Raw genomic sequence first — 13,538 nt, forward strand, 5'->3', positions numbered from 1 at the left:
GCTACTAGCTTGGCGGTCATATCATCAGACTTAGGCAGAATGTAGTTTAGGCCTTGATAGACCAAGGTAGCGTTTCACCAGCCATCAGTGGGGTCAGCGTTGAGCCGTGAAAGTAAGGATAAGCACTAGGGACTTGCATTGGCTTTTTGATTAAAGTGACCGTGTTGGTGCTGATTGGCAAGCCATAGAACTGAGCACCAAAACGACTAGCAAAGCCCTCAAGGCTGTTAATTTTGCCAACACTATCAAATGCAGTAGCATAGAGCGGAAGAGCTGTCGCTGAGCTATAACAGCCCGCACAGCCGCAAGCGGCTTCTTTTTTATCGGTTGAGTGCGGCGCTGAGTCAGTACCCAAAAAGAATTTTGGACTGCCACTAGTCGCCACATCTAATAATACTTTTTGATGCGAGGCCCGCTTGAGAATAGGTAAGCAATATAGATGTGGCTTGATACCGCCTAACAATAGATGGTTACGATTGAACATTAAGTGCTGCGGGGTAATAGTAGCGGCAACATGGTTACCTTGCGCTAACACAAAGTCAGCAGCATCGCTAGTAGTGATGTGCTCAACTACAATTTTTAATGCTGGGAATTTGGCGATAATTTGCGTTAATACTTCATCCAAAAAGCGCTTTTCACGGTCAAAAATATCGACATGATCATGAGTCACTTCACCATGTAATAGCAAAGGTAACTGATATTTCTGCATAGCTTCAAACACATCTGCTAGGGCATTAATGTTAGTGACGCCATCGGCAGAGTTAGTCGTAGCACCAGCAGGGTAAAGCTTAACGGCTTGTACTATGCCAGATTTGACCGCCATTTCTATATCTTGCACGCTAGTCTGATCAGTCATGTATAAAGTCATGCGTGGATCAAAAGTGACTTTGCGATCAGCACTAATGTCACTTGCCTGCAAATACTGCATTATGCGCTCACGATAAGCTTGGGCATCAGCTGCGTTTTTGACTGGTGGTACCAGATTGGGCATACAGATAATACGATTAAAGCTAGTCGCTGCATGGGCAACAGTAGTCGCCAGTGCTTGACCGTCTCGTAAATGGATATGCCAGTCGTCTGGCTGAATAATAGTTAGCTCTGCAATAGAATCAGTCATAAGGATTATAACGCTCTGTAGGATGAAATTAAGATGAAAAATAGGAACTAAGAGATAGTTGAGGCTGATAAGTTAATACATTTGTCAATAAACGACAGCTGATAAATTATTTTATTAGTCGGATTATATGGATAGTTTTACCCGTTATTTACTGGCTAGTTTTTATTAGGGAATTTTACCAGTGCCCATAATAACAGATTTGACTCTCTGACTAAATATGCCGCTAAAGATAAGCGGTTCATTATCAAATATTGCCTTGGATAATAGTCAGCTGATTATTACTAACAAACAGGGCGTAGACTAAATATGATATAAGGTCAATATAAGGTACACTAAGCAGGAAAAGTCAGTTCTGAGCGCTTTTTATGCTTGTTTTGCATAGTTTGTAAAGCGTCTCTAAACAACTGCTAAATATTCTCTGCATTTTTTACTTTATATTGTAGCCAACTAGCACTATGATATTTTAACCTTCCCGCCACTTACTAGGAGTCATTCATGGCAAAACTAGATAAAAAAAATATTAATAAAATTGTTCTGGCCTATTCTGGAGGTCTTGATACTTCAATCATCGCCAAATGGCTACAAGAGACTTATGATGCAGAAGTTATCACTTTCACCGCTGACATCGGTCAAGGTGAAGAAGTAGAGCCAGCACGTCTTAAAGCTGAAGCGATGGGTATCAAAAACATTCACATTGAAGATCTACGTGAAGAGTTTGCTCGTGATTATGTGTTCCCTATGTTCCGTGCCAATGCTATCTATGAAGGCGAGTACTTACTCGGTACTTCTATTGCCCGTCCACTAATCGCCAAGCGCTTAGTTGAGATTGCCGCTGAGCATGGTGCTGACGCTATTAGTCATGGTGCTACTGGTAAAGGTAATGACCAAGTGCGTTTTGAGCTTGGTGCTGTCGCTTTGTCTCCTGATGTGGTTACTATCGCCCCTTGGCGTGAGTGGGGTTTATCTAGTCGTGAAAGCTTGATGGACTATGCCAAAGAGCATAATATTGCCATCGATTATGCAGGCACTAAAACTAAATCTCCTTATTCGATGGATGCCAATCTACTGCATATCTCTTATGAAGGCGGTATCTTAGAAGATCCTTATGCTGAAGCTGAAGATGATATGTGGCGCTGGTCAGTAAGCCCAGAGCAAGCACCAGATCAAGCGCAGTATATGGAACTTGAGTATAAAAAAGGTGATATCGTCGCTATTGATGGTGAGCCGCTTAAGCCCTATGAAATTATGATCAAGCTCAATGAGATTGGTGGTAAGCATGGTATTGGCCGCCTAGATATCGTAGAAAACCGTTACGTAGGTATGAAGTCACGCGGCTGTTATGAGACCCCAGCAGGGACTATTATGCTTAAAGCCCATCGTGGTATTGAGTCTTTGACCCTTGATCGTGAAGCGGCGCACCTAAAAGACGAGTTGATGCCACGCTACGCTAAAATTATCTATAATGGCTACTGGTTCAGTCCTGAGCGTCTAATGCTGCAAGAGTTAATCGATAAGTCACAAGAATATGTCAACGGTACTGTACGTGTGAAGCTGTATAAAGGTAGCGTCAGCGTAGTTGGTCGTAAATCAGCTGATTCATTGTTCGATGAGAAGATTGCAACTTTTGAAGATGATGCTGGTGCGTATGATCAAAAAGATGCAGAAGGCTTCATCCGTTTAAATGGTCTGCGTCTGGCTATCGAAGCTAGCCGTGGTCGTGACTTGTCTAAGTAGTCAAGTCCAGTCAATGAATCTAATTAATAACAAACAGAGACCTTGAGTCTCTGTTTTTTTATGCGTCATAAGTTGCTGGCATTAGCCGATATCTAGTATTGTTTGTTAGACGGTAATGATCTTCATACTAATATCAATACCAATGCTAGCCGTTGCTACTGTTCTATTTTGCCGATAGCATCTTGCTGTTGACGCTCTTCAGCACGGTCATGCTTATATACTGCGGCGGCAGCTGGCAAGATACCGTTAGATTTTTGCTGCTGATATTTCAAAGCAGCCAAAGCACTAAGGCTACCGATGACTAAGATAATAATAAGAATGACTGGATTTTTCCATAGTGGTACAGAGGTATCGTAGTCGATAGGTACCTCGCTAGTAGTAACAGGGCTAGGGTCTTTATTGGCCTCGAGTAGTCCTAAACTGACTAAAGGCGCAACAGGTGCAGTAGTTGGTTCAGAAGTAATGCGCAATCGATCACGACTCAGATAGATATCAGCAATTTTGGCCAACTGCAGCAACCAGCGTTGATGTGGTAGCTCGATCAAAGGCATCGGAGCAAACACCAACAGATCATTATGACGTCCTTGCTGAACGTTCTCAGGCGCACGACCAATAACTTTTAAGTAGTTAGGAGTTGCCTGCTGCATATCTTGACTGGCGCTGGCTTGTAATGGCTGAAATCCAGTCAGCTCATACCAGTATTTATCGATAGCTGCTGCCTGCAAAAACTGCGGCTGTAAATCAAACCAATGACCCAGCTCTTCATGATCAAGTTGGCTATAGTCTGCTAAGATAGCCAACTCACGCAGTACAATAAGGCATAATGAAGTTAGTAGTGTTTTTACTTGTGCAGTACTAGCGTCAATTTGCGCCGCTATATGAGCACTAGCTTTCATCACAGTTGCCACATCACCAAATACTGCATCAGCGACATCGTTGCGATGATACAGACTGGCATTGATGGTTGCAAAGTTCATGGCATTGTACTGACGCAGCTCTTTGACCGCGCTACGAGTAAATAGTTTTTTATGCACCGCTGAGGCGTGATATTGCTGTTCATAAGCGAGTAGAGCCGTTACGATAGCTTGTAGACTAGCAGCTAGTCCTAATCGTGTTTGTGGTAACGATAGGTTAGCAGCATCAGCCAACAACGAAACTATAGGCTGCATATCTTGAAATAGAAAATCATACATCGACACTCGTGTCGGTGAAATATTGGTCATAATTTGCTAGCTTTAAAAGGTTTAAGTATATAGTACGGTGCCTACGAGTTTGATACAATCTTTTAACATTAAAAATAGGTGTTAGTTTATTCAAATGGCTACAAATTATTTATAACTTAGGTCTCAAGAAATCAATAGATGCTTACTAATAGACTGCTAGTGGATTATTACTTATGACACAACTTATGACACCACCGGTTATCCCGCAAAATAATAACTATGCTACTTATATCATTATTAATATTGTTGAGCAAAAACTGAGCTTATATCGACAAGATACCTTAGTCTGCCAGTATAGTATCTCGACTGCTAAAAATGGTATAGGCAGTCAACAAGACAGCGGCTGTACGCCACTGGGTAAGCATATTATCGCCGAAAAAATAGGCGGTACTGAGCCTATGAATGCCGTGTTTATTGGCCGAGTGCCTACTGGTGAGGTTTATAGTGCCAGCTTAGGGCAGGAGCAGCCGAGCCGCGATTGGATATTGAGTCGAATATTATGGCTCGAAGGTATAGAGCCAGGCTTTAATAAAGGTAGCAACGCTCAAGGGGGCTGCGATACCTATCAGCGTTATATTTATATTCATGGCACGCCCGATACGGAGCCGATGGGTGTACCCCTTTCTCATGGCTGTATCCGCATGCGTAATCAGCACATTTTTGAGTTGTATGAACAAGTAGAAGAAGGTACTCCAGTTATCATTATCGCCAGCTAATGGCATTACATAGTCAAAGCATGATCAAATTGCAAGAAAAATTACAAGGTTATTGATAAAAAAAACTTAAGCCAAACGATTCACTGTTAAGCTCACTGCTATAATATTGAGCCTTTCTGTTGTCAATATTGGGTTAGTACGGCGCCAAGACTAATTCATTAATAGTTGGCTAATGGCTATGTTTATTGCTATTGCTAGCTGGTTACTTGTCTCTGATCTTTAATATTAATTGCAATTATAAGGATAATTATAATGTCTAAAGCTACTTTGGAAACTCTGCAACAAACCTTTAATGAACGTCGCTCTATTTATGCTTTAGGTAATGAGTTAGCCGTCGCTCCACAAGCTATAGTCAATATGGCTGAACGTATCTTACTGCATACCCCTTCGGCTTTTAACTCGCAATCTTCACGCTTAGTGGTTTTATTTGACGAGCAGCATCAGCAGTTGTGGGATATTACCGAACTTAAGCTGCGCGAAGAAGTGGCTGATGGTGATTTTTCTAGTAGTAAGCAAAAGATGGATAGCTTCCGTGCTGCTGCTGGTACTGTGCTGTTCTATGAAGATACCGATGTGGTAAATTCGATGCAAGAACAATTTCAGTTGTATGCCGATAGGTTCCCTGTTTGGGCGCAACAGACTTCAGCGATGCATCAGTATGCGCTATGGACAGAGCTGAGTACATTAGAGGTTGGCGCTAGTTTGCAGCATTATAATCCGCTAATTGACGAAGATATTGCGGCAGCGTTCGCTATCCCTGATAACTGGGAATTAGTGGCACAAATGCCGTTTGGTAATATATTGCAAGCTGCGGGCGACAAAAGCTATCAGCCACTCAATCAGCGTATGAAAGTGCTAGGGTTAGAGCAGTAAGGATTCAAAACCCTATTAGTCAAAAACTGCTTTGACAGCTATTTAATAAATAACAGCTAGCTAAGCTTAGTTACTATGGTTAATCGTTAATCCTAATTAACAAGAGTACCGCCATTATGGTGTGCTGATGGTATAAATTTTCCTTGGGTGCTGTGTTCCCAGAGACTGCACAAAATTCATCCTAGTAGCACTTTATTTGTTAAGCCAGTCCCTTATAGTTGATCGATTATACTAAGTAGTAGCCATAAAAAAAGACAGTCTCTATTAGTGAGGCTGTCTTTTTTTATTGCTACTATTTAAAAGTGCTTTAACAGTGTTTTACTATTACTTTTTTTACTATCAGTATTTGGCTACTGCTTTCTATAAAACCTTATTAATTACCAGAAGGTAGCCGTACGGCGAACTTTAGCCAAGCGTTTTTGGCAGCGCTGCCAATCGCTGAGGGTTAAAGCGGCAAACCAACCAGCACCATAGAGTGCATTAATGTCAGTGGTAGATTTTTGCTGATAATAACGTTGGTATTGCTGATGATCTTGATGCTGACTTAAGGCTTGCTGAGCTTTAGTTAACTGCTTTAGGAAGCGTTTGGTTTTTTTACTAGCATATAGCGGGGCGGCAAATTCAGTAATATAACGTAAGTCGCTTAATTGACGCTGTACTTCATGTTGTGCAGCTTGCTGCTTTTCAACGCCAGTCATATGGCTAGCTACTACTGCCTCACTATCTACCTCAGTATCCTGTAAAGCAGGTTCTGATGGCTTTTCACTTAAATCATCAGTTAAGCCATCGCTTAAGTCAACGAGTTGATGATCAGCTTTTAGTAGTTTTAGCTGCTTTTTAGCTAGTATTTTTGCTAGCTTAGCGACAGCTAAGGGAGCTGCTGAGTCTTCATCACTATCAGCACTCATGGCGAACTCAATCAGCTCCAGTAAGGTAATCTGGAAGTCATTAGCAGCAATAGCATTAATAGGAGTAATTTTTAGTTTAGCAATATCTGCTGTCCATTGTACGTTAGGGGCACCTTGCTGCACTAACTGGGGCTCAACATGAGCGGCTATATAAGCAAGCCCACGGTAGTGAGAGAGTAAGTGCTCTGTTTGCCTAAGAATTAGCGACCATTCAGGATTAATATGCTCTGAGAACTTTTTAAAAGCTTTTAAGGCCACGCGCAGACGTCGGATACCCAGACGCAGTTGTAATAGATGACTGTCATCCTCACTACCTGCTACGATAGCACTACTATTGGGTAGTATTTGTAGCAGACAGTTATGTACTACTGCCCGAATAAATTGTGGCAGACTACTGTGCTCATCAACTTTTAATTGGCTAAGATCAGCACTGATCGCTGGACTATGATCCTCGCCTTTGATCAGCAAGCCGCCACGCTCAGCTTTAGTCACAGTAGATAAGCATAATTTATAACGCTTACACCAAATTTTGGCAGTAGCAAATAAAAATTCAAGCTCGCCGCTTACTAACTCAAATTCTATCTCTTGAATAGGTTGGCATGAGCTAGCATCATTACCGTGAATAATTTGCCCATAATCATAGGCCATTTCTACACGGTTAGGCAGTGCATTGCTATCATTGCCACGACTCTTATCACTATCCTTATTGCTAGTATCGTTTAACAAGCGGGTAGTACGCTGCACATCAGTAACGTATTGCCGTGTTAGATTTTTTGTCAGCTTTTTTAATTTAAATTCAGCCAACGCTGGGGCAATAGGAGTGTCTTGATAAAGGCTTAAATCAGGCAGTAAATTATTATCATCAAGCATAGCTTGCACTTGGTTAGCATCCAACAAGGTATTGTGCTCTAAACGCGCCGCTAGGCCATCACCACCGGCTTTAATAGTCTGTACCCAGTTACTACCTTCCTTACGGATACGCAGGCCAATACCAGCGTTTGCCAGTGTATAATCGGCGGTATCATAATAGTGAGCAGCCAGTTGACTGGTCTCAGATGATTTGACTTTTGCTTGGCGCATTAAGCCTTTTAGGCGTGCTGCTGGCACCAAAAATTTTAACTCTATCTCTTGCATGCGAACCTTCTACTTGTAGAGTGATAATGTCACTATCCTATGAGAGGCCGCTACTAATAACAAGCTAAATTTGATGCGTTAAATACCAAGGTTAGTTATCAGAGATATAGTTTTTATTAATAATCAGGATCAGGCTATATTTTGCAGGCTATAAAAAAGCCGCCCTACATAAAGTAGGGCGGCTTTTTGGTTTAAACATTTACTAGTTAGTGCATGTTTATAGGAGGATAAGGCCTATTTGAACTGATCCATAGTGTTTTTGCCACCACCAGCTTTAAGAGCGTTTTCACCTGAGAAGATCTCTTTATGATCATCACCGATGTCAGAACCAGCCATTGCTTGGTGCTTAACTGCTTCAACACCTGCACGGATCTCTTTACGCTGTACGCCAGCAACATAAGCAAGCATACCATCTTCACCGAAGTAGCCTTTAGACAATTCGTTCATCTCTAGAGCTGCAGTATGGTAAGTAGGTAGAGTGATTAGATGATGGAATACACCAGCTTCACGTGCTGCGTCTCTTTGGAAGCTCTTCGCAAGCTCATCAGCAGCAACGTTCAATTCTGTATCGTCGTAATCGCCGCTCATTAAGTTATCTTTGTTATAAGCAGAGATATCTTTACCTTCTTTTTCCCATGCAGCGATAACTTGCTTACGGAAGTTAAGAGTCCAGTTAAACGATGGGCTATTGTTATAGACCAATTTCGCTTGTGGCTGTTGCTCTTTAATACGATCAACCATCATTTTGATGTGTTCAACGTTTGGTGTAGGAGTTTCGATCCATAGTAGATCAGCACCGTTTTCAAGAGCAGTTACACAGTCAAGAACAACGCGGTCAATATTAGTTTCTTCACGGAAGCTATATAGGCCATTAGCTAAACGCTTAGGACGTACTAGTTTACCGTTATGCTTAAGTAAGCTGTCGTTTTCGTTAGCAGTTTCAAGCGTTACTTCTTCCATTTCGATGAAATCGATATATTTAGAAGCTAAATCACCAGGCTCATTCGATACTGGGATTTTTTGCGTTAGTGATGCGCCTTCAGAGTCAGTACGGGCAACGATAACGCCGTCTTCAACACCAAGCTCTAAGAATGCATAACGGATAGCGTTAAGCTTTGAGATATAGTCTTCATGCGGTACAGTAACTTTACCCGCTTGGTGACCACATTGCTTAGCATCAGATACTTGGTTTTCGATTTGTAGGGCACAAGCACCCGCTTCGATAAGCTTTTTAGCAAACAAGTAAGTCGCTTCTTCGTTACCAAAACCGGCATCGATATCAGCAATAATTGGCACAACATGTGACTCGAATTTTTCGATTTTCTCTTCGATAGCTTTAGTGTCTTGACCAGCTTCTTCAGCAGCGTTTAGCTCACGGAAGTAATCGTTCAATACTTTAGCATCAGCTTGACGTAAGAAAGTGTAGATCTCTTCGATAAGATCAGATACAGCTGTTTTTTCGTGCATAGATTGGTCAGGTAATGGACCAAACTCTGAACGTAGTGCAGCTACCATCCAACCTGATAGATAGATGTATTTTTTTGAAGTAGTACCGAAATGTTTTTTGTTAGCATACATAGTTTGTTGAGCGATAAAACCATGCCATGCACCTAAAGACTGAGTGTATTTAGAAGTATCTTGATCGTACTCTGCCATGTCTTGGCGCATGATTTTTGCAGTATATTTTGCAATGTCTAAACCAGTTTTAAAGCGGTTTTGAACCATCATACGTGCAGCATCATTCTCGCTGATATGGTCCCAATTGCCGTATTTTTGTTTCAGTTCACGTACACGTTCAATTGCAGATGTATAATTTGACATCTAGACTTCTCCTTGGTGGGTGTTAAAAGACTAACGAACAAAGTTTAATTTTAAATAAGCTTGGTTATAAAAATGATTTTAGCGATACTCACACTATTATCCATATAGCTGAGCTGCTATCGAACGTAGCAATAATTGCACTGAGTTGTAGCCAACACGATGGTAATAATAATATCGAAACTTAGGACTGATTATGACCCTAAGGGTGTTGCAGTTTGAGGTAACTATGAATAATTATTTATTCAGCATAAATCTTTGGCCTATTACCCTAAACAAACTTGATGAAGAATACAAGGGCTATAACCAGACAAATTAATAAAAAATAGTTGGCAGTACATTACCATTTAGTAGATGATCTAATAGCTGGCAGCCCTAGTGTAGGCATAGCAGTTAGTGAATACTGATTAAACTATGGGCACAATAAATCCAGTAAAGGCACAAACTGTTGTTAGTTATCCTAGTCTATAATGAGCTAAGTTGCCGTAAGCCAATCAATATAACTGCCGTTATTCAGCACAATGTATAATGTATTTGCGGTAACGCTTTTAGAGTAGTAGTGCTGAGGTATATTTTAACGTATTTTAGCAGTTAGCAGTCGCTGATATCGCTAACTACTAATAAGAGGTGCTACAATGATCTATAGTATATTAGCAAATGGGTCATTAACATCAATCCGTGTTGTTTACGTTTTGACCTAACTATATTACTCACTATAACTACCTTAGTAAGATTTATCTAATTTATGATTGTTATCTCTAGTATTTACTTTATGTATAATACAGTAAAAACAATAGCTTGCAGCAATATATGTTAGATATTGATCGGTAGTATAGAACGAATTACAGGTTGAAATCTAGGATGATGTATTGATTTGATGGCTTATTAGACCATAATGCAGTAGAAAATTGCCAATATATTCAGTTTATAAAAAGCATTTATTTTTGAGCTAAGAGAAATACGTATGAATTTGCAGCGGGTCGATTTGAATTTATTGGTACATTTGGATGTATTGCTCCGAGAAAAAAACGTAACGCGAGCAGCTGAGCAGTTGGGTATTACTCAGCCGGCTATGAGTAATATTTTGCGTCGCTTGCGTAAGCTATTTAATGACCCTTTACTGGTGCGTTCATCAGAAGGCATGACTCCTACGGAGCGTGCGCTTGAATTACAACCACGTATCCGCGAAATATTGGCCGATCTGACACAAGTATTAGAGCCACGCACTGAGTTCCGCCCTTATAGCACCTCACGTGTTTTTCGTATTATGACTTCAGACTATGCTGAAGCCACTTTGGTGCCCAAATTAGTTAAAGCACTACGCTCAGAAGCCCCCAACGTTATTTTAGATTTTTTGACACCTTCAGATGTCTCTTATCGTGACATGGAACAAGGGCGAGTTGATCTAGCGATTAATCGGTTTAATGAGATACCACAAAGCTTTCATCAAGTACTGGTTTGGCGTGATACCTTTAGTTGCTTACTATCTGCCGATAGCCCTTATGCTAGTCGTTTTAACCTAAAAAACTATTTAAAAAGTCAGCATGTCTGGGTGTCAAAAACTGGAATGGGTGTTGGCTTTGGGGTCAATCCTGAAAAGTCAGGTGGGCTAGGCTCTATTGATCAAGCTCTGCAACGCTTAGGTCAGAAACGTCATATCAGTGTTTTTACCCGTCATTATCAAATGCCAGCGATGCTAGCGGCTAATAAAGATTTGATTGCCACTTTGCCTACTCGAGTGGCCCGTATGCAAGCGACGAATGATAGTATTGTCATGAGAGAGCCGCCGTTTTTTATACCAGAGTTTGAGCTGACCATGGCATGGTCGCCGTTACTCCAGCATCATCCAGCCCACCGCTGGTTGCGACAGCTGATCATGCATGTGGCTCGTCAAGTAGTGGCTGATGAAGAAGAAAAAGAGCACGATATCCCATTGATTAACCAGCTTTTTGGACCGCAATAACCGTTAACTATTGCCAATAATTAGCACAGATTACAGTGCTGGTTGTGGTATAAAACAGTCTATCAACATTGACGCTACTCGTAAGCTTGACGCCTATAAATAGAGCTTTGATTAACTGATATGGATTTTTAATTAATTAGAATAGAGCTTTGATTAACTAATAATAATCGATAAAAAAGCCCAGCATCTCTTTTACTAGAAATACTGGGCTTTTTATTGGGCATAAAAACTTAAATAGAGGTAACACGCTGTCAGTAATACTCTACCGTTATAACAGTAGTTTTAAAGGTAAGGTAGGTAAGTAGGACTCAGTATCTTGCGAATATCGTTCATTGATAGTGAGTACCCCTTTAGCCAGTAATAGCAGCGTCCATGGCAGTAGCTTATGCTCAATTTTTTGCACGCGAGCTTGTAGGCTGATAGCAGTATCTTTGGCACCAACACTTAGCACGCCTTGGGTCAGTACTTGCCCAGCATCCAGCTCAGCGGTCACAACATGCACGCTACAGCCATGATGACTATCGCCCGCTTGTATAACACGCTGATGAGTGTCTAACCCTTTATAAGCGGGAAGCAAGGCGGGGTGTAGATTGACCATAGGAGCAATGCGCTTATCAATAAACTCAGCACTAACTACTCGCATAAATCCGGCCAATACTATTAAGTCGGGCTGCCACTGTTGTAATTGTTCGCTGGCATGACGCTCAAAGGTCTTGATAGCCATGCGTTTGCCACTAGCAGTATGCGACAGTACCGCTACTGGGATGTCAGCTTGTTGGGCACGAGTGATAGCATAAGCATCTTCACGATTGCTGATGATGCCCACGATATCGATTGGTAAAGCGCCCGACTGCATAGCGTCTATCAGCACTTGTAAGTTACTACCGCTACCAGATACTAAAACGGCTACACGCATAGGACTAGGCGCTTGCCTTAGAGGAGCTACCGACATTAACGGTACACCACTGCATCAGCTTCACGCTTGATCATTTCGCCAATTTGCCAAGCTTTTTCGCCTGCATCGGTCAAGGTTTTAAGAGCAGCAGCAGCTTTATCTTGTGGCACTACAATCACAAAGCCCACCCCACAGTTAAAGGTGCGGTACATCTCGCTCTGTGCTATATTACCTTGGGTTTGTAGCCAAGTGAATAGCTCAGAGAACTGCCAGCTATTAGTATCAATACTAGCCGCTAAATGATCTGGTAATACCCGTGGTAAGTTGTCGGTAAGACCACCACCAGTGATATGTGACATCGCATGTAGCGCTGCATTCCCAACCGTATCTTGTAAGGCTTTAATAGCTTTGACATAGATACGAGTAGGGGCCATTAGGGCGTCTTGAATAGATTGACCGTCTAATTGTTCAGTACTAGTAGTCACATCTATACCGCTAACTTCTATCACTTTGCGTACTAGTGAATAGCCGTTTGAATGTGCGCCACTTGATCCTAACGCTATCAGTACATCACCTTCAGCTACGTTTTCGCCAGTAATCACTTCAGCTTCTTCGACTACCCCAACACAAAATCCGGCTAAGTCATAATCGTCTTCTTGATACATGCCTGGCATTTCGGCAGTCTCACCACCGATGAGCGCACAGTTAGCAAGCTTACAGCCCTCGCCAATACCAGTAACTACAGTAGCAGCAGTATCTATATCTAGCTTGCCAGTAGCATAATAATCCAAGAAGAATAATGGCTCTGCACCACAAACTAGTAGGTCATTAACACACATAGCGACCAGATCAATGCCGATAGTGTCGTGACGGTTTAGTTGTAGAGCTAGTCTGAGCTTAGTGCCTACACCATCTGTACCAGAGACCAAAAGTGGAGAGGTATAGCCGGTTGGAATACGGCATAAAGCACCGAAGCCACCAAGACCACCTACTACTTCAGGTCTAGTAGTGGCTTTGGCCACTGACTTGATACGCTGAACCAGCGCGTCGCCTGCGTCAATATCGACGCCTGCGTCTTTGTAGCTTAAAGAAGGCTTGTCACTCATGGTCATCTCACAGTTAGAATAATGAATTGGGTTGGGCGGAGTAAATCAATA

The 13,538-nt window shown here is 41.8% G+C and carries 10 protein-coding genes; 4 read left to right on the top strand and 6 right to left on the bottom strand.

Annotated elements, in window-relative coordinates; all coding sequences use genetic code 11:
• Window positions 1-46: 46 nt before the first annotated feature.
• The gene (pyrC, locus tag KZA12_RS00560) at window positions 47-1,117 is read right to left on the bottom strand and encodes a dihydroorotase (protein ID WP_218688861.1); all 1,071 of its coding nucleotides are present in this window, start codon (window positions 1,115-1,117) and stop codon (window positions 47-49) included.
• Between the two features lie 495 nt (window positions 1,118-1,612).
• Between pyrC and KZA12_RS00565 the strand changes: the two genes are divergently transcribed.
• Window positions 1,613-2,851 (top strand): argininosuccinate synthase, encoded by a 1,239-nt coding sequence (locus KZA12_RS00565; protein ID WP_218688862.1) that lies wholly within the window; start codon window positions 1,613-1,615, stop codon window positions 2,849-2,851.
• Window positions 2,852-3,006: 155 nt separating this feature from the next.
• On the opposite strand, the gene KZA12_RS00570 is transcribed toward KZA12_RS00565, so the two are convergent.
• Window positions 3,007-4,074, bottom strand: coding sequence for a hypothetical protein (locus KZA12_RS00570; RefSeq protein ID WP_218688863.1), 1,068 nt, complete (start codon window positions 4,072-4,074; stop codon window positions 3,007-3,009).
• A 173-nt stretch (window positions 4,075-4,247) separates the two neighbouring features.
• On the opposite strand from KZA12_RS00570, the gene KZA12_RS00575 reads away from it, so the two are divergent.
• On the top strand, window positions 4,248-4,790 hold the full coding sequence (locus tag KZA12_RS00575) for a L,D-transpeptidase (RefSeq protein WP_256932761.1): 543 nt from the start codon (window positions 4,248-4,250) through the stop codon (window positions 4,788-4,790).
• A 252-nt stretch (window positions 4,791-5,042) separates the two neighbouring features.
• The gene (locus KZA12_RS00580) at window positions 5,043-5,663 is read left to right on the top strand and encodes a nitroreductase family protein (protein ID WP_218688864.1); all 621 of its coding nucleotides are present in this window, start codon (window positions 5,043-5,045) and stop codon (window positions 5,661-5,663) included.
• Between the two features lie 377 nt (window positions 5,664-6,040).
• On the opposite strand, the gene KZA12_RS00585 is transcribed toward KZA12_RS00580, so the two are convergent.
• The gene (locus KZA12_RS00585; RefSeq protein WP_218688865.1) at window positions 6,041-7,705 is read right to left on the bottom strand and encodes a CYTH and CHAD domain-containing protein; all 1,665 of its coding nucleotides are present in this window, start codon (window positions 7,703-7,705) and stop codon (window positions 6,041-6,043) included.
• A gap of 234 nt (window positions 7,706-7,939) precedes the next feature.
• A complete protein-coding gene (locus tag KZA12_RS00590; protein ID WP_218688866.1) occupies window positions 7,940-9,526 on the bottom strand; it encodes an isocitrate lyase in 1,587 nt (528 codons plus the stop codon).
• Window positions 9,527-10,487: 961 nt separating this feature from the next.
• On the opposite strand from KZA12_RS00590, the gene KZA12_RS00595 reads away from it, so the two are divergent.
• Window positions 10,488-11,486, top strand: coding sequence for a LysR family transcriptional regulator (locus tag KZA12_RS00595; RefSeq protein ID WP_201622413.1), 999 nt, complete (start codon window positions 10,488-10,490; stop codon window positions 11,484-11,486).
• 268 nt (window positions 11,487-11,754) lie between these two features.
• Here the strand turns inward: KZA12_RS00595 and purN are convergent, their stop codons facing one another.
• Both purN and purM read right to left on the bottom strand, forming a co-directional pair.
• Window positions 11,755-12,438: a phosphoribosylglycinamide formyltransferase gene (purN, locus tag KZA12_RS00600; RefSeq protein WP_218688867.1), complete on the bottom strand. Its 684-nt coding sequence runs from the start codon at window positions 12,436-12,438 to the stop codon at window positions 11,755-11,757.
• The gene (purM, locus tag KZA12_RS00605) at window positions 12,438-13,487 is read right to left on the bottom strand and encodes a phosphoribosylformylglycinamidine cyclo-ligase (RefSeq protein ID WP_218688868.1); all 1,050 of its coding nucleotides are present in this window, start codon (window positions 13,485-13,487) and stop codon (window positions 12,438-12,440) included. The genes purN and purM overlap by 1 nt, the downstream gene beginning before the upstream one ends.
• Between the last annotated feature and the right edge of the window lie 51 nt (window positions 13,488-13,538).

This window comes from Psychrobacter sp. BF1 (assembly GCF_019279065.1).
Lineage (GTDB): Bacteria > Pseudomonadota > Gammaproteobacteria > Pseudomonadales > Moraxellaceae > Psychrobacter > Psychrobacter urativorans.

What these genes read in the sequence shown, in the direction of transcription:
- pyrC (WP_218688861.1), bottom strand. Translation starts at nt 1,117, where the DNA reads ATGACTGATTCTATTGCAGAGCTAACTATTATTCAGCCAGACGACTGG.
- KZA12_RS00565 (WP_218688862.1), top strand. Translation starts at nt 1,613, where the DNA reads ATGGCAAAACTAGATAAAAAAAATATTAATAAAATTGTTCTGGCCTAT.
- KZA12_RS00570 (WP_218688863.1), bottom strand. Translation starts at nt 4,074, where the DNA reads ATGACCAATATTTCACCGACACGAGTGTCGATGTATGATTTTCTATTT.
- KZA12_RS00575 (WP_256932761.1), top strand. Translation starts at nt 4,248, where the DNA reads ATGACACAACTTATGACACCACCGGTTATCCCGCAAAATAATAACTAT.
- KZA12_RS00580 (WP_218688864.1), top strand. Translation starts at nt 5,043, where the DNA reads ATGTCTAAAGCTACTTTGGAAACTCTGCAACAAACCTTTAATGAACGT.
- KZA12_RS00585 (WP_218688865.1), bottom strand. Translation starts at nt 7,705, where the DNA reads ATGCAAGAGATAGAGTTAAAATTTTTGGTGCCAGCAGCACGCCTAAAA.
- KZA12_RS00590 (WP_218688866.1), bottom strand. Translation starts at nt 9,526, where the DNA reads ATGTCAAATTATACATCTGCAATTGAACGTGTACGTGAACTGAAACAA.
- KZA12_RS00595 (WP_201622413.1), top strand. Translation starts at nt 10,488, where the DNA reads ATGAATTTGCAGCGGGTCGATTTGAATTTATTGGTACATTTGGATGTA.
- purN (WP_218688867.1), bottom strand. Translation starts at nt 12,438, where the DNA reads ATGTCGGTAGCTCCTCTAAGGCAAGCGCCTAGTCCTATGCGTGTAGCC.
- purM (WP_218688868.1), bottom strand. Translation starts at nt 13,487, where the DNA reads ATGAGTGACAAGCCTTCTTTAAGCTACAAAGACGCAGGCGTCGATATT.